Genomic DNA, 14,271 nt, shown 5'->3' on the forward strand with positions numbered 1-14,271 from the left:
CTAGCCTTTCGAGAAGCGGTGCAGGACGCGGCGCTCGATGAGGCGCACGGCCTCGTAGAGCAGCATGCCCAGCGCGGTGATGACGATGAAGAGCGCGAAGATCAGGCTCGAATCCATCACGCTCTGCGCGGCGATGATCGAGGCGCCCAAGCCGGTGCGCCCCCCGATGAACTCGCCGACCACGGCGCCGACAAGCGCGAGCACGACAGCGACGCGCAGGCCCGCCATGATGACGGGAAGGGCAGCGGGCAGCTTGAGGCGCAGCAGGGTCTGGAGGCGGCTCGCGCGGAGCATGCGGAAGAGTTCGCGCTTGGCCGGATCGACCTCGCTCACGCCGGTCAGCGTGTTCTCCATTAGCGGGAAGAAGCAGATCAGCGCGGTGATGACGATCGTCGGCGTCATGCCGAAGCCGAACCAGATGATGAAGAGGGGCCCGAGCGCGAGCTTGGGCACGAGCTGGCTCGCCAGCACATAGGGGCGCAGCAGGCGGCTGAGCGCCGGCACTTCCGCCAGGAGGATGCCCACACCGAGCCCGACGACGGCGCCGATGCCAAGGCCCAGCGCCATCTCCGCCGCCGTGACGGCAAGATGCGGCCAGAGGCGGCCGGTGACGATCTCGCTCCACAGCGTCGCGAGCACGGCGGAGGGCGGCGGGAGGACGAGCGCCGACAAGCCGCCGAGCCGGCACCAGATCTCCCAGCCCGCGAGCAGGGCGAGCAGCAGCAGGAGGGAGGGCAGGCGCGCGGTCATGCAGCTGGCCTCCGGCTCGTTGCGGCCGTCGCCTCGCCATCCATGGCGTCGCGCAGCTCATGGCAGGCGGCGGCGAATCCGGGAGCGTAGCGCATGTCGCGGTGGCGCGGGCGGGGCAACTCGATGCGGCGCGCATGGGTCAGGCTGCCTGCGGCCATCACCGCGACCTTGTCGCCGAGATAGACGGCCTCGCCGATGTCATGGGTGACGAAGAGCGCGGTGGTGCCGTTGAGTGCGCAGAGCCGCAGCAGGTCATCCTGCAATTCCTCGCGCGTCAGTGCGTCGAGAGCGGCGAAGGGTTCGTCGAGCAGCAGCAGATCGGGATTGTCGACCAGCGCACGGGCGACAGCGACGCGGCTCTGCTGGCCGCCCGAGAGTTCGGAGGGCCGGCGCGCGGCGAAATCCACGAGACCGATGCGGGCAAGCAAATCGAGTGCCGCGTCACGGTCGGCTCCCGTCGGCCGGCGCTTCAGCGAAATCGGCAGCAGCACGTTGTCGAGGGCGCTCAGCCAGTCGAGCAGCGTCGGGGCCTGGAAGACGAAACCGGCGCGGGCGCTCGGGCCATGCAGCGCCTCGCCGCCGATGCGGATGGCGCCTTCGCTCGGCATGAGCAGGCCGGCCGCGAGCTTCAGCAGCGTGGTCTTGCCGCAGCCGCTGCGACCCAGCAGGCAATGGATCTTGCCGCGCGGGATCGCCCAGTCGACGCCGTCGACGACCGCGGAACCTGCCGCGCCATAACGATAGCGGACCTGTTTGATTGTGACGAAATCGGACATGGCAGGGTCAGTCGACATAGGGCGCGAACCCCTCTGCCGCCGCTTCCGTCGATTGCTCGATCTCGGTGAAGGTGGCGAGGTCGAGCAGGCTGAAGCGCCCGTCATGATGCCAGCCGGCTTCCGGTGCGGTCATCCGGCCCAGCGGGGCGATGCGGCTGATGCCGACTTCGCCCAATTGCTCCGCGAGCCGGAACAGCCTCTCGGGGGCTGCGGCGGCGCCCGCCGTTTGCAGGAAGCTGCGATAGGGCGCGACGAGGGCGGGGACGTCATCGAGGCTTTCGACCGAGACCAGCTTGAGCGTGCGGTTCAGGCCGGTCGGGTTCAGGGCTTCCGGCGCATCGACATGAACCACGCTCCAGCCATCGCTGGGCTCGCCGAGGAGTTCCGCAGTGCCTTCCAGCGCGCGCATCTCCTGTGCGCCGCGCCATGCGGCGATGGAAGAGGCTTCGCCTTGCGAAAGCGCGCGGCGGGGGTGGCGGGAGGCGAGGGCGGCGAGTTCCTGCGCGACGTAGCGCGCGAATTCGGCGGGGCTGACGCGTCCACCGCGCTCGACGAAGAGCATTTGCGGCGAATAGCAGCCCTGCTGCTCGTAGCGGGCGACGTCATGGGCGGCGAGCCGGGCCAGGGCCGGAGCCTTGCGGCTGTCGAGCGCTTCGCGCGCGATCACGCCGAAGCCGATCTTGTGGCCATGCGGCAGGAAGCGGGTCGTGATCGGCAGTTTCGCTCGCAGTGCCGCGAGCGTGTCGTTGCCGCCATAGGCCATGACGGTGTCGGCCGCGCGCAGGAACGCCGGTTCGGCAGCCGCTTCGCCGCCCTTCCACCAGACGATGGCGAGGCATTCGCCGAGTTCCGGGTCGATTTCGGCGAGGAGGCCCGCGAACCAACCGGCCGTCAGCGGCTCGGCCGAAGCGAGCTTGCCGACGCTGCCGGCCTTGACCAGCAATCCGCAGATCAGGCTCCAGAGCGAGAGCGCCGGGACGTTGCCGGCCCAGACATGCAGCAGGAGCTCTGGGCCATGGGCGCGCAGGTAACCGCCCTTGGCCGTCGGCTGGAAGCCGTCGAGCATGGCGGGATTGGCGAAATCCTCGGCCAGGAAGCGCAGGAGCTGCGGGCGCCGGAAGGTCTTGAGATAGCTGGTCAGGCCGAGACGGACCGTCTCGCGGTCATAGCCGGTGACGATCGGTAGCAGGTGCTCGGCCTTGCGCCGTAAGGGGTGCTGCCGGTCGAGCAGGCGCGCGACGGCGGCGTCGATCGCCGCGACGATGCGCGCCGTGTCCATCCGCTTCAGCCGGGCGCGGGCATTGCTGCGCACATGCTCGCAGAGCGTCGCGGCCTGAGCCTCGTCGAGTTCCGGCAGCGCGACCGAGACGCTCTCGCCCCAGGCGCTGTGGCCGACCTCGCGCCAGCGCAGTGCCTCGCGGCTCAGGCCCGGCAGATGGCCCGCATGCTCGATCACGTCCGTCAGCCCCGCGCCGCGGCGAGGAATTCGGCCACGGCGACGGAGCAGCCCTTCGAGGCCTCGCCATCGACACGGCCGAGCAGCTTGAACCCGCCCGGAACGATCTCGCCGGCATCCTCGGTCAGGATCGCCGCGACGCAGTTGAAATGGGCGAGGTCGTGATGGACGATCACGCCGCGCTCGCCCTCCGGCAAATCCGCTCCGCTCAGCGGATCGACGACGCGGCTGCGGATCCAGTGCGGGCCGGATTTCACCGACGGGCAGACCGCATTGCCGTCGTCGTAGAGCTGCGAGCTCAGCTCGGTCATGCCGTACATGTTGATGCAGGATGAGCGCGGCACGCCGAAGGCGGCGGCGAGCCCGTCATAGAATTCGTCCGGCGTAAGTTCGCGCGACTGGCCCTTGAAGCCGCCGGTGTCGAGGATGAGGCTGCCTTCCGGCAGAGCAAACCGCAGGCCGCGTGCCGCGAGCTCATCCATCAGTGGCACGAAGGAATAGCTCGCGCCGAGCAGGGCATAGGGCTCGCCGCTGGTCTCGGCCTGCGCGAGCGCCGGCAGCAAACGATTCAGATCGAGACCGGCGGCGCCAATGAAGACCTGGGAATCGTGCGTGCCGCATTCGCGCCGGGCGAGCCCGAGATAATGCGCGAGCGAGGAATTGGGCAGCTCCGTCTCGTCGGGGAAGAGGATGCCCATGCGGATGCGCTCGCGGCCGCGCATGAAACGCTCTCGGAAATTGACCAGCATCGAGCGCTTCCAGACGGCGAGCGTCGGGTGGTAGCTGCGGCCGCGCACGCCCTGGGTAGTGCCGCTCGTCATGAAGACGTACTCGGCCGCTTCCGGGGGGCTGCAGCTCAGCGTCAGGTCCTTGAAGGCGGTGATCGGCACGGCCGGGATGTCGCGCCAGCGCTTCACCGAGAGCGGCGTGCGGCCGCGCTGCAAGCAGAAGCGCTTGTAGGGCTCGTTGTTGCGGAACTGATAGGCGAAGACCTTCAGCGCCATGGCCTCGAACTCGGCTTCCGACGCGTCGGGAAGCGCGATGAACGCCAGCAGCGCCTCGATGATCTCGGCTTGCGTCACTGCGGCCCACTCCGTTCGGACGCTCGCGGCCAAGCCGGGAGCGTCGATCGCAAAAGGATCACGGGCGCAAGCTGGAGTCAGGGCCTTGGATGGCCGCATGTCCCGCATCCCTACGCCGGTATGATCCGGATCAGGTTCGGAGGGTCACCGCGTTGCCGGTCTCAAGAGCCAGCCGGCGGAATCTCAGCCTCCTAGCGAGGCCCCCCTGGGAACAGCGTTTAGGTGGGGCTTCGGGCCATGGCTTGTCAAGCGTTGCCGGCGCAAGGCCAGGTTGGGGCCGACTCGAAATCCTGACATGGCGCGCATGCCGAAGAAGAGGCTCGACGCCGGCCTTCAAAACCGTTTCTGTGCCGGCCATGAACCTTTCCGCGCCGCCGCCCCGCATCGCCTCCTTCACCTGCGAGAAGAAGCCGGCCACCGGCTCGCGCGGGATGGTCGTCACCAATCATCCGCTCGCCTCGGCGGCGGGCGCGCAGATGCTGCTCGCCGGCGGCAATGCGATCGATGCGGCGGTGGCGTCGCTGTTCGCTCTGACGGTGGCCGAGCCGATGATGGTCGGTATTCTCGGCGGTGGCCTGAGCCATATCCGCCTCGCGGACGGCCGCCATGTTGTGATCGATAATCTCTCGACCGCGCCGGGCCATGCGACTCCGGACATGTATGACTGCCTGTCCGACGAGATCGGCAGGCAGCGCGACACCCGCGACCGCGAGAACGTGGTCGGCGCCAAGGCCGTTGCGGTGCCGGGCGCGCTCAAGGGCTGGTGCGAGGCCCTGGCGCGCTTCGGCACGCTGCCGCTGGCCGAGGTGCTGCAGCCGGCGATCGGTCTGGCGGAGCGCGGCTTCGTGGTCACGCCCTATCTTTCGAACTGCATCACCGACAACGCCGCCGATCTCGCCCGCGATCCGGGCCTCGCCGCGCTCCTGCTGCCGGTCGGCCAGCCACTCCAGCCCGGCATGCGGCTGGTTCAGTCGGACTATGCCGCCAGCCTGAAGCTGATTGCGGTGGAGGGGCCGGATGCGCTCTATGGTGGGCGGCTCGGGCGGGCGCTGACCGACTACATGGCGGCCCATGGCGGGCTGATCGATCAGGCCGATCTCGCGAATTACCGCATCGAGTTGCGCGAGCCGATCCGCGGCTCCTATCGCGGCTATGAGATCATCGGCCCGCCGCCGCCCTCGTCCTCGGGCGTGCATATCGCGCAGATGCTCAACATCCTCGAAGGCTACGATATCGGCTCGCTCGGCTTCGGCTCGGCGGATGCGGTGCATCTGTTGGCCGAGGCGCTGAAGATCGCCTTCGCCGACCGGGCGGTGGCGACGGCTGATCCCGCCTTCGTCAAGGTGCCGGTCAACAGGCTGATCGACAAGGGCTATGCGGCCGAGCGGCGCGCCCTGATCGAGATGGGCCGGGCGAAGAGCTGGACGGCCGGGCTTTCGGGCGGTGAATCCGCCGACACCACCCATGTCACTGTCGCGGATGCGCAAGGCAATGTCGTCAGCGCGACTCAGACGATCAACGGGCTGTTCGGCGCCTGCGTGCAGATTCCGGGCACCGGGATGATCGCCAACAACTACATGTTCAACTTCGATCCGCATCCCGGCCGCGCGCTCTCGATCGCGCCGGGCAAGCGGGTCTTCACCTCGATGGCGCCGATGATGGCGCTGAAGGAGGGCAAGCTTGCCTTCGCGCTGGGATTGCCGGGTGCATTGCGCATCTTCCCCTCGGCGCTGCAGGCGATCGTCAACCTGATCGACCACCGGATGACGCTGCAGGAGGCGGTCGAGGCGCCGCGCGTCTGGACCGAGGGTGGCGTGCTCGAGCTCGAGGAAGCCATCCCCGAAGCGGTCGCGCAGGCGCTCGCGGCCCGCGGCCACAGGATCCTGCGTTCGCCGCGCGTCGCCGGCGGGATGAATGCCATCGCCTTCAACCCGGATGGCACGCTGACGGGCGCCGCCTGCTGGCGCGCCGATGGCACGCCGGTCGCCATCTCCGGCGGGCTTGCCCGTGCCGGCGCACGCTTCACCATCTGACCTATTTCCGGACCTTTCCATGCCCGAGACGATCGTTCTCCTCGATATGACCAGCCCCGAGCGGGCCGACCGGCTGCGTGCGCTGCTGCCTGATGGCTTTGTGCTGACGCATGGGACCGCGCGCGGCGACGAGCACATGAAGGAGATCATCGCCGAGGCCGACTACGCGATCTCCGGGCAGGTCGGCGTCTCCGCCGATGTGCTGCGGGCGGCGAAAAAGCTGAAGCTGCTGCACAAATGGGGCGTCGGCTACGACAACATCGACATCGCCGCAGCCAAGGAACTCGGCATCCAGGTCGCGCGCACGACCGGCTCCAACGCCGTGGCCGTTTCCGAATTCGCGATCGGGTTGATGCTGTCGACCCTGCGCCTCATCGCCTACGGCAATGCTGAGCTTAAGAAGGGCCATTGGCGCACGGGTCAATTGCCGTCGGATACCTATACGCTTTCGGGCAAGACGGTCGGCATCGTCGGCTTCGGGGCGATCGGCAAGAATGTCGCGAAGCTGCTGAAGGGCTTCGGCTGCACCATCCTCTACAGCAAACGCACGCCGCTCGACGCTGCCGAAGAAGCAGCGCTGGGCGTGAAGCATGCTTCGATGGCCGAAATTCTGGCGCAGGCGGACGTCGTCTCGCTGCATTGCCCGCTGACGCCCGAAACCAAGGACCTGATCGATCTGGCGGCCTTGAAGGCGATGAAGAAGACGGCGGTGCTGATCAATGTCGCGCGTGGCGGCGTCGTCAACGAGGCCGATCTCGTCACGGCGCTCAGGGCGAAGGAGATCGCTGGCGCGGCAATGGATGTCTACGAGATCGAGCCGCTGCCGGCCGAGAGCGAATTGCTCACCCTCGACAATCTCGTGACCACGCCGCATCTCGCCGCCATGGCGTCCGACAATTTCGCCCCGGTGGTGAAGCGGATGTTCACCAACATGCAGCATGTGTCGCGTGGCGAGCCGGTGCCGCCGCTCGATCTGGTGGTGTGAGTCGGCGCTGTCTGCCGGCTTGGGTATCCGTCATTCTCGGGCGAAGCGCAGACCCGAGGATCTCGTGACGAGAAGGCGCTGGTTTCCGAGATGCTCGGGTCAAGCCCGAGCGTGACGGCCCGGTTTGGGTGCGGTGAAGCTCAATGCAGCCCGCCGACGCCGACATAGCGTTCGAGCACGGCGGCATCGCTCCGCAGCGCGTCGGGCTTGCCCGACCAGACGATGCGCCCGCGTTCGAGGATGATGACGTCCTCGGCGAAAGCGAGCGCGCTTTCCAGGCGCTGCTCGACGAAGAGGATCGTCATCGCGCTGCTCGCGGCGAGGCGGGTGAAGGCTTCCATCAGCATGTCGCAGATGACTGGGGCCAGGCCCTCCAGCGGTTCGTCGAGCAGGAGTACCGAGGGCTCGCCGAGGATGGTGCGGGCTGTCGCCAGCATCTGCTGCTCGCCGCCCGAAAGCTGCGAGCCCAGGTTGCGGCGGCGTTCCTGCAGGCGGGGAAAGAGCGCATAGGCTTCCTCGATCGCGCTCCGCGGGCGGCCCTTCAGCCCGGCGAAGAGGTTTTCCTCCACGGTCAGGCCCTTGAATACCTCGCGTGTCTGGGGGACGAGGCCGATGCCGCTATGGGCGCGGGCGGCGGTGCCGAGTGCGGTGATGTCCGTGCCGCCAACGCTGATGCCGCCGGAATAGCGTCGTGTCAGCCCCATCAGGCTCGCCATCAGCGTGGTCTTGCCCATGCCGTTGCGGCCGAGGATGGAGAGGCGCCCGCCCGCCGGCACAGAGAACGAGACATCCTCCAGCACATGGGTCTGGCCGTAGCCGGCGCTCAGGCCGCGGACGTCAAGCGTGGCTGCCGGCATGCGCGTAGTTCCCGAGATAAGCTTCACGGACCTTGGGGTCCCTGGCGACATCGGCCGGCAGGCCCTGGAAGATGAGTTCGCCGGCAGCGAGCACGACCACCCGCTTGGCGAAGCGGAAGACGAGGTCCATGTCGTGTTCGATCATCAGAACCGCGAGGGAGGCGGGCAGGCGGGCCAGCGCCTCCTCGATGCGCGGGGTATCGGCGGAGGGCACGCCGGCCGCGGGCTCGTCGAGCAGCAGCACCTTCGGGCGCTGCGCCAGCGCGATCGCGATTTCCAGCAGGCGTTGCTGGCCATAGGCAATGGTGGCGACCTTGCGGCGCGCGACCTCGGCAAGCCCGAGCATGGCGAGGATCTCGTCGGCTTCGTCGCGTGCTTCGGAAGCTCCGTGGAAATGGGCGAAGATGCGCGTCGCGCGACCCTGCCGCTGCAGGATGGTCATGACGACATGCTCTTCCGGCGTCATGTCCGGGAAGAGGCGGGTGACCTGGAAGGTGCGGACGAGACCGCGTCGCACGCGTTTCACGGCGCCCAGGCCCGTGATGTCCTCGCCGGCGAGGCGGACGCTGCCTGCGCTCGGCGGGATGCGGCCGGTGACGAGGTTGACGAAGGTGGTCTTGCCGGCGCCGTTCGGGCCGATCAGGGCGAGGCGCTCGCCCTCGGTCATTGCCAGCGAGATGTCGCGGCTGACCTTGAGCCCGCCGAACTCCTTCGTGAGATGCGAGACCTCGAACACGGCGCTCATCGGCCGGCCCCCCAGCGGTTGCGCGTCAGCAAGCGTGCGATTTCGTCCAGCGTCCCGGAAAGCCCGCGCGGGGCGAAGAGCACGATGGCGATCAGCACGGCGCCGACCAGCGTCATCCAGTGGAAGGGGTTGATCGCGGCGACGATATGCTCGAGCGCCATGAAGATCACGGTGCCGATCAGCGCCCCGTAGAGGTTGCCGATACCGCCCAGCACCAGCATGACGAGCGCGTTGGCCGAGATCTCGAAACTCACGCTGTCGAGCCCGACGACTTGCGTCGCGATGGCCGCGAGCGCGCCGCCCATGCCGGCGACCGCGCCGGAGATCACGAACATCTTGAGCAGCACCGGGAAGGCGTAGATGCCGAGCGCGCTGATGCGCAGCGGGTCTTCCTTGAGGCCACGGCAGACCATGCCGAAGGGCGAGCGCGTGATGAGGCGCAGCGCTGCGAAGACGATGACGAGCAAAGCGAGGCCGAAGAGATAGGCGCTGCGGCCCCAGAGGTCGAATTCGAAGATGCCGAAGAGCGGGGCGGGGACCATGCCGGAGAGGCCGTCGCTACCGCCTGTCAGCGAGGAGGCCTTGTTGGCGGCCTCGTGCAGGAGCTGGACGATGGCGATCGAGAGGACGAGCTGCGGCAGGCCATGGGCGCGCAGCATCACCGCGCCCATGAGCAGCCCCATGACGGCGCCTGCTGCGGCGCCGATCAGGATGAGCAGGAAGGGCTCGGTCACGCCATGCACGCAGGCGATACCGGCGGCATAGGCGCCGGCACCGTAGAGCGCACCCTGGCCGAGCGAGGCGATGCCGCAATAGCCGACGATCAGGTCGAGCGAGAGCACGAGCAGCGCAACCGAGATGACGCGGGTCAGGAAGGCGAGGTTGTCAGGGAAGAGCACATAACCGGCGAGGCCGACCAGCGCGATGACGGCGAGGCCAAGGAGATCGCGGCCGAGCGTGCGGAGACGATGCGTGCCGGGATGCCGGAGCGTGGCGTCAGTCATCTTACTGCGCCCGCCCCATCAGGCCGCGCGGAAAGGCACAGACCACCAGGATCACTGCGAGATAGAAGAAGAAATTGCCGAATTCCGGCATGAGATAGCGCCCGGTGACATCGATGGCGCCGAGCAGCAGGCAAGCGGCAAGCGCCCCTGGGATCGAGCCTGCGCCGCCTACGGAGACCACGACCAGGAACGTCACCATATAGCGCAAGGCGTAATAGGGTTCGATCGGCAGGAATTCGGCGCCGACCACGCCGCCGAAGGCGGCGAGACCGATCGCGAGCGCGAAGCTCGCTGCATAGATGATCTCAGTGCGCACGCCGAGCGCGCGCGCCATCGGAGCGTTCTCGACGGCGGCGCGCAGATGGATGCCGAAGCCGGTGCGCTCGATCAGGAGCCACAGACCTCCGGCGACGACGAGGCCGCTGACGATGACGAAGATCCGGTGGCCGGCGATGCTGCGGAAGCCGAGATCGATCGGCCGGGCGAGCTCGGCCGGCAGCGGGATCGTCTTCAGCGTCGGGCCGAAGAAGTAGTTGGTGATGCCGATGACGCAGAAGGTGATGCCGATCGTCATGAGCACCTGCGAGAGCTCGCTGCGGTCGTAGATGCGGCGATAGAGCAGGCGCTCCAGCGGGATCGCGAGCAGCACCGTGCCGACCATGGCGAGGATGATGGCGAAGCCGTAGCCGAGGCCGAGATCGCGCGCCGCATAGGAGGCGATGTAGCCGCCGATCATGGCGAAGGCGCCATGCGCGAGATTGACCACCCGCATCAGTCCCATCGTCAGCGACAGGCCGATGCAGATGATGAACAGCGCCATGCCATAGGCGAAAGCGTCCATGGCGATGCTCAGCGCGGTCTGCATCTGCGGGCCTCGTCGAACCGGACAGTGGAGAGCGAGGGTGCCTGGCGCACCCTCGCGAATCTTAGTGCTGGTTGCCGGCCGCGCTCACTTGGCGAGGCCGGGGTCCTTCTGGTCCGGGAAGCTGGCGATCTCCCGGTTGATCCAGCGGCCCTGCGCATCCTTGGCGACCTCGCGCAGATAGATCGTCTGCGTGATGTGCCGGGTCTCGGGATCGATCTTGACCGGGCCGCGCGGGCTCTCCCAGGCGAGGCCCTTGACCGCCTCGACCGCCTTTTCCGCATCCTGCTTGCCGCCCGTGGCCGCGATCATCTTCGAGATCACGAACAGGCCGTCATAGGCTCCGACGGCGGGGAAGGAGAGCAGATCCGGCGCGCCGATCGCCTTGTCGGCGGCGGCGACGAAGCGCTTGTTGATCTCGGAGTCGTGCGAGACGGCATAGTGGAAGGAGGTCACCATCCCCGCCGCCGCCTCGCCGAGCGCCGGCAGATCGGACTCCTGCGTCAGGTCGCCGGTGGCGAAGAGCTTGACGCCCGCCTGCTTCAGGCCGGTATCGCTGAAGGCCTTGACGAAGCCGAGCGTCGGCGGGCCCGAGGGCAGGAAGGCGAAGACGCCTTGCGCGCCGGCATCGCGGATGCGCTGCATGATCGGGCTGAACTCGGTGGTGTTGAGCGGCATGCGGATCGATTCGGCGACTTCGCCACCAGCCGCTTCGATCGCCTTCTTGAAGGCGCCTTCAGCATCGACGCCGGGGCCGTAATCGCTGACGACCGAGACGAATTTCTTGATGCGGCGGTCGACTGCGGCCTTGCCGATCGGCGTCGCGGTCTGTGCGGTGGTGAAGGAGGTGCGGACCACCAGCGGCGAGGAGGTCATGATCGCCGAAGTCGCGGCGTTGAAGATCACGAGCGGCACGTTGCCCTGCTTCAGCAGCGGCGTGATCGCCATGGCGTCGGGGGTGAAGTAGACGCCGCCGAGATACTGCACCTTGTCGCGGACGATCAATTCTTGCGCCAGGGCACGAGCCTGCTGCGGATTGGCGGTCGGCAGGTCGCGATAGACCAGCTCGATGTCGTGGCCGGCGACGGTCTTGCCGTTCTGCGCCAGCCAGGCCTCGGCGCCGGCCTGGAAGTTCTTGCCCTGCAAGGCGAAGGGGCCGGAGAACGGCCCGATGATGCCGATCTTGATGGTGTCGGCGCTGGCTGCGCCGGCCATGCCCAGAGTGCCTGCAAGCGCCAGGGCGCCGGCACGCAGCAGCCGGCCGAAGGATGTCTTCTGCATTGTCCCTACCTCCCGATCTTTCCTCTGCCGCGGCCGCCTTTTCGCGCGGTGCGACAACTCTTGCCGTTCGTTCCTGGCCGGATCGCTGCGCTGCGGCGCCCGACTCTTGTTGTCACCAACGCAATTTTTCGCGCGAGGGCAATGCCCATCGCCGTCCGGAACTCAAAACCCTCGAACTGAGGCTGGCTGGAGATGAATTCGTCCTTCCGGGGCTAAAAATGAAGATGATCCTGCTGAGGTGCTGGGCGAACCCGGCCCTAATAGGGCAGGCCGACATAGTTCTCCGCGATGGTGACGCCCGCCGCCCGCGAATGCGTGAGGTAATCGAACTCGGCCTCCTGAATGCGTCGGTCGAAGCCGTCCTTTTCGGGAAAGCGGTGCAGCAGATTGGTCATCCACCAGGAGAAGCGTTCCGCCTTCCAGACGCGGGCAAGCGCGCGGGCCGAATAGGCGTCGAGGCCGGCATCCGAATGATCGCGATAGTGCTCGCGCAGGGCGTCGAAGAGATAGCGCACATCGCTCGCCGCCAGATTGAGCCCCTTGGCGCCGGTCGGCGGCACGATATGGGCGGCGTCTCCGGCGAGAAAGAGCCGGCCGAAGCGCATGGGCTCGGCGACGAAGCTGCGTAGCGGCGCGATGCTCTTTTCCAGCGAGGGACCGGTCACGACGGCATCGGCGATCCCTGTGGGGAGACGCCGGCGCAACTCGTCGAAGAAGGCATCGTCCGACCAGTTCGCGACCCGCTCCTCCAGCGGAACCTGGACGTAGTAGCGGCTGCGCTCGGCCGAACGCATCGAGCACAGCGCGAAGCCGCGCTCGTGATTGGCATAGACCAGCTCGTGCGCTGCCGGCGGACGGTCCACCAGCAGGCCGAGCCAGCCGAACGGGTAGACGCGCTCGAAAATCTGTAGCGCATCCACAGGGACGGAGGCGCGGGAGATGCCGTGATAGCCATCGCAGCCGGCGATGTAGTCGCAATGCAGCTCCTTGGCCTCGCCGTTCGCCTGGAAGGTCACGCGCGGCGAGGCTCCGCCGAAATCGTGCAGCGCGACATCTTCGGCTTCGTAGAACGTCGTCCCCCCGAGCCGCTGGCGGGCGTCGATGAGATCGTGTGTCACCTCGGTCTGGCCGTAGACGGTGACCGTCTTGCCGCCGCTGAGCCCCTTCAGGTCGATGCGGTGGAGCGTGCCGCGGAAGGCCAGCGCGAAACCGTCATGGACGAGACCTTCGCGATCGAGCCGCTCGCCGACGCCCGCCTCGTGCAGGAGATCGACCATGCCCTGCTCGAGCACGCCGGCGCGGATGCGCGACAGCACATAATCGGCGCTGCGCCGTTCGAGGATGACGTTGTCGATGCCGGCACGCGACAGAAGCTGCCCGAGCAGCAAGCCGGCAGGTCCGGCGCCGATGATGGCGACCTGCGTTCGCATTCTTTTTGACCTCCCACGGAGCGTCGATTTGCACCGTTCGATCCGTGGTCCAAGGATAACCTACGCAAGGCGATTGACGGAATGGAGGATTCGCGCATTGTCTTGGACAAATCGATCCTGAGGAAAGCATGCCCGGCAGGAGCGTCCCCGCCTATTGGCTCTATGGCGAGCGCCTGACGGATCGCTTCCCCGACGCGCTGCATATCGAACCGATCGTGGCACGCAGCTCGCTGCATGGCTGGACGATCCAGCCGCATCTGCATCACGATCTCTTCCAGTTCTTCCTCGTCACGGAGGGCGGCGGCCGGACGCGGGTCGACGGTCGCGAGCACCAGCTGACGCCGGGATCGGTGCTGCTTTTGCCGCCGTCGACGATCCATGAGTTTGCCTTCCTCGACGATACCAACGGTTTTGTTGCCAGCGCGGCCGCGACATCGTTGAAGCGCCTGTTCGGCAACGAACCGGAGGCGCATGCCCTGTTGGGGGCCGCGGCGGTGCTGCATGCGCCGGTCGGGAGCGCGCAGTTCGCCGCACTCGATGCCACGATGCGGCTGGCGATGAGCGAGTTCGCGGCGAACCTGCCGATGCGGGAATTCTCGCTCGGCGCCTATGCCGACCTGATCGCGTCCTGGTTCGTGCGGGCGATGCGGGGGGCGCGCGCGGTTGCCGAGCCGGCGCGGGATGCACGGGCCGAGCTGGTGCGCCGCTTCGTCGAGCGGGTCGAGACGCGCTTCCAGCATCATGACGCGCTCACGGACTACGCCCGCGCGCTCGGTGCCTCGGTGCCGCATCTGTCACGCAGCTGCCGGGAACTGCTTGGCCATTCGGCGGCGCGCGTCATCCAGGACCGGCTGATGATCGAGGCGCGGCGCGATCTCGTCTACACCGCGATGACGATCTCGCAGATCTCGTTCCGGCTGGGATTTTCCGACCCGGCTTATTTCTCGCGCTTCTTCGCCAAGCGCGCGGGCTTGTCGCCCTCGGACTATCGGGCGACGCCCTGACGCCGG

Annotated in this window: 13 protein-coding genes and 1 riboswitch; of the genes, 3 read left to right on the plus strand and 10 right to left on the minus strand. The window is 67.5% G+C overall.

From position 1 onward, the window contains the following. The 4 genes from AB4Z16_RS13165 to AB4Z16_RS13180 are packed head-to-tail and all read right to left on the minus strand — an operon-like array spanning position 1 to position 4,064. On the minus strand, positions 1 to 750 hold the full coding sequence (locus AB4Z16_RS13165) for an ABC transporter permease (protein ID WP_441511796.1): 750 nt from the start codon (positions 748 to 750) through the stop codon (positions 1 to 3). Further along, positions 747 to 1,526: an ABC transporter ATP-binding protein gene (locus tag AB4Z16_RS13170; protein ID WP_441511797.1), complete on the minus strand. Its 780-nt coding sequence runs from the start codon at positions 1,524 to 1,526 to the stop codon at positions 747 to 749. The genes AB4Z16_RS13165 and AB4Z16_RS13170 overlap by 4 nt, the downstream gene beginning before the upstream one ends. A gap of 7 nt (positions 1,527 to 1,533) precedes the next feature. Further along, entirely contained in the window at positions 1,534 to 2,982 is a 1,449-nt protein-coding gene (locus AB4Z16_RS13175; protein ID WP_441511798.1) for an acyl-CoA reductase, read from the minus strand. A 5-nt stretch (positions 2,983 to 2,987) separates the two neighbouring features. Beyond that, a complete protein-coding gene (locus AB4Z16_RS13180) occupies positions 2,988 to 4,064 on the minus strand; it encodes a LuxE/PaaK family acyltransferase (RefSeq protein WP_441511799.1) in 1,077 nt (358 codons plus the stop codon). An 89-nt stretch (positions 4,065 to 4,153) separates the two neighbouring features. Continuing rightward, positions 4,154 to 4,281, minus strand: a riboswitch (TPP riboswitch). Between the two features lie 139 nt (positions 4,282 to 4,420). Between AB4Z16_RS13180 and ggt the strand changes: the two genes are divergently transcribed. Beyond that, complete coding sequence (gene ggt, locus AB4Z16_RS13185; protein WP_441511800.1) at positions 4,421 to 6,097, plus strand: gamma-glutamyltransferase; 1,677 nt, start codon at positions 4,421 to 4,423, stop codon at positions 6,095 to 6,097. 19 nt (positions 6,098 to 6,116) lie between these two features. Beyond that, positions 6,117 to 7,082, plus strand: coding sequence for a 2-hydroxyacid dehydrogenase (locus AB4Z16_RS13190; RefSeq protein ID WP_441511801.1), 966 nt, complete (start codon positions 6,117 to 6,119; stop codon positions 7,080 to 7,082). Between the two features lie 140 nt (positions 7,083 to 7,222). Here the strand turns inward: AB4Z16_RS13190 and AB4Z16_RS13195 are convergent, their stop codons facing one another. The 6 genes from AB4Z16_RS13195 to pobA all read right to left on the minus strand — a co-directional run bounded on the left by AB4Z16_RS13195 (position 7,223) and on the right by pobA (position 13,261). Further along, positions 7,223 to 7,939 (minus strand): ABC transporter ATP-binding protein, encoded by a 717-nt coding sequence (locus tag AB4Z16_RS13195; protein WP_441511802.1) that lies wholly within the window; start codon positions 7,937 to 7,939, stop codon positions 7,223 to 7,225. Then, positions 7,920 to 8,684, minus strand: coding sequence for an ABC transporter ATP-binding protein (locus AB4Z16_RS13200; protein ID WP_441511803.1), 765 nt, complete (start codon positions 8,682 to 8,684; stop codon positions 7,920 to 7,922). The genes AB4Z16_RS13195 and AB4Z16_RS13200 overlap by 20 nt, the downstream gene beginning before the upstream one ends. Next, positions 8,681 to 9,688, minus strand: coding sequence for a branched-chain amino acid ABC transporter permease (locus AB4Z16_RS13205; protein WP_441511804.1), 1,008 nt, complete (start codon positions 9,686 to 9,688; stop codon positions 8,681 to 8,683). Before AB4Z16_RS13205 ends, AB4Z16_RS13200 begins: the two co-directional genes overlap by 4 nt. A gap of 1 nt (position 9,689) precedes the next feature. Beyond that, positions 9,690 to 10,553 carry a branched-chain amino acid ABC transporter permease gene (locus AB4Z16_RS13210; RefSeq protein WP_441511805.1) on the minus strand — a complete coding sequence of 288 codons (864 nt, stop codon included), beginning with the start codon at positions 10,551 to 10,553 and terminating at the stop codon, positions 9,690 to 9,692. A gap of 84 nt (positions 10,554 to 10,637) precedes the next feature. Further along, positions 10,638 to 11,765, minus strand: a complete 1,128-nt coding sequence (locus AB4Z16_RS13215) for an ABC transporter substrate-binding protein (protein WP_441511871.1) — start codon at positions 11,763 to 11,765, stop codon at positions 10,638 to 10,640. Positions 11,766 to 12,088: 323 nt separating this feature from the next. Continuing rightward, positions 12,089 to 13,261, minus strand: coding sequence for a 4-hydroxybenzoate 3-monooxygenase (pobA, locus tag AB4Z16_RS13220; protein ID WP_441511806.1), 1,173 nt, complete (start codon positions 13,259 to 13,261; stop codon positions 12,089 to 12,091). A 128-nt stretch (positions 13,262 to 13,389) separates the two neighbouring features. Here pobA and AB4Z16_RS13225 point away from each other — a divergent pair, with 128 nt between their 5' ends. Beyond that, positions 13,390 to 14,265 carry a helix-turn-helix domain-containing protein gene (locus AB4Z16_RS13225; protein ID WP_441511807.1) on the plus strand — a complete coding sequence of 292 codons (876 nt, stop codon included), beginning with the start codon at positions 13,390 to 13,392 and terminating at the stop codon, positions 14,263 to 14,265. The last annotated feature ends 6 nt before the right edge of the window (positions 14,266 to 14,271 follow it).

The sequence above is a fragment of the Allobosea sp. TAF32 genome, assembly GCF_052113585.1.
GTDB lineage: Bacteria > Pseudomonadota > Alphaproteobacteria > Rhizobiales > Beijerinckiaceae > Allobosea.

Excerpts from the sequence above, each read along its gene's own strand:
- AB4Z16_RS13190 (WP_441511801.1), top strand. The coding sequence starts at position 6,117 with ATGCCCGAGACGATCGTTCTCCTCGATATGACCAGCCCCGAGCGGGCC.
- AB4Z16_RS13225 (WP_441511807.1), top strand. The coding sequence starts at position 13,390 with ATGCCCGGCAGGAGCGTCCCCGCCTATTGGCTCTATGGCGAGCGCCTG.
- AB4Z16_RS13215 (WP_441511871.1), bottom strand. The coding sequence starts at position 11,765 with ATGGCCGGCGCAGCCAGCGCCGACACCATCAAGATCGGCATCATCGGG.
- AB4Z16_RS13200 (WP_441511803.1), bottom strand. The coding sequence starts at position 8,684 with ATGAGCGCCGTGTTCGAGGTCTCGCATCTCACGAAGGAGTTCGGCGGG.
- AB4Z16_RS13205 (WP_441511804.1), bottom strand. The coding sequence starts at position 9,688 with ATGACTGACGCCACGCTCCGGCATCCCGGCACGCATCGTCTCCGCACG.
- AB4Z16_RS13210 (WP_441511805.1), bottom strand. The coding sequence starts at position 10,553 with ATGCAGACCGCGCTGAGCATCGCCATGGACGCTTTCGCCTATGGCATG.
- ggt (WP_441511800.1), top strand. The coding sequence starts at position 4,421 with ATGAACCTTTCCGCGCCGCCGCCCCGCATCGCCTCCTTCACCTGCGAG.
- AB4Z16_RS13170 (WP_441511797.1), bottom strand. The coding sequence starts at position 1,526 with ATGTCCGATTTCGTCACAATCAAACAGGTCCGCTATCGTTATGGCGCG.
- AB4Z16_RS13165 (WP_441511796.1), bottom strand. The coding sequence starts at position 750 with ATGACCGCGCGCCTGCCCTCCCTCCTGCTGCTGCTCGCCCTGCTCGCG.
- pobA (WP_441511806.1), bottom strand. The coding sequence starts at position 13,261 with ATGCGAACGCAGGTCGCCATCATCGGCGCCGGACCTGCCGGCTTGCTG.
- AB4Z16_RS13195 (WP_441511802.1), bottom strand. The coding sequence starts at position 7,939 with ATGCCGGCAGCCACGCTTGACGTCCGCGGCCTGAGCGCCGGCTACGGC.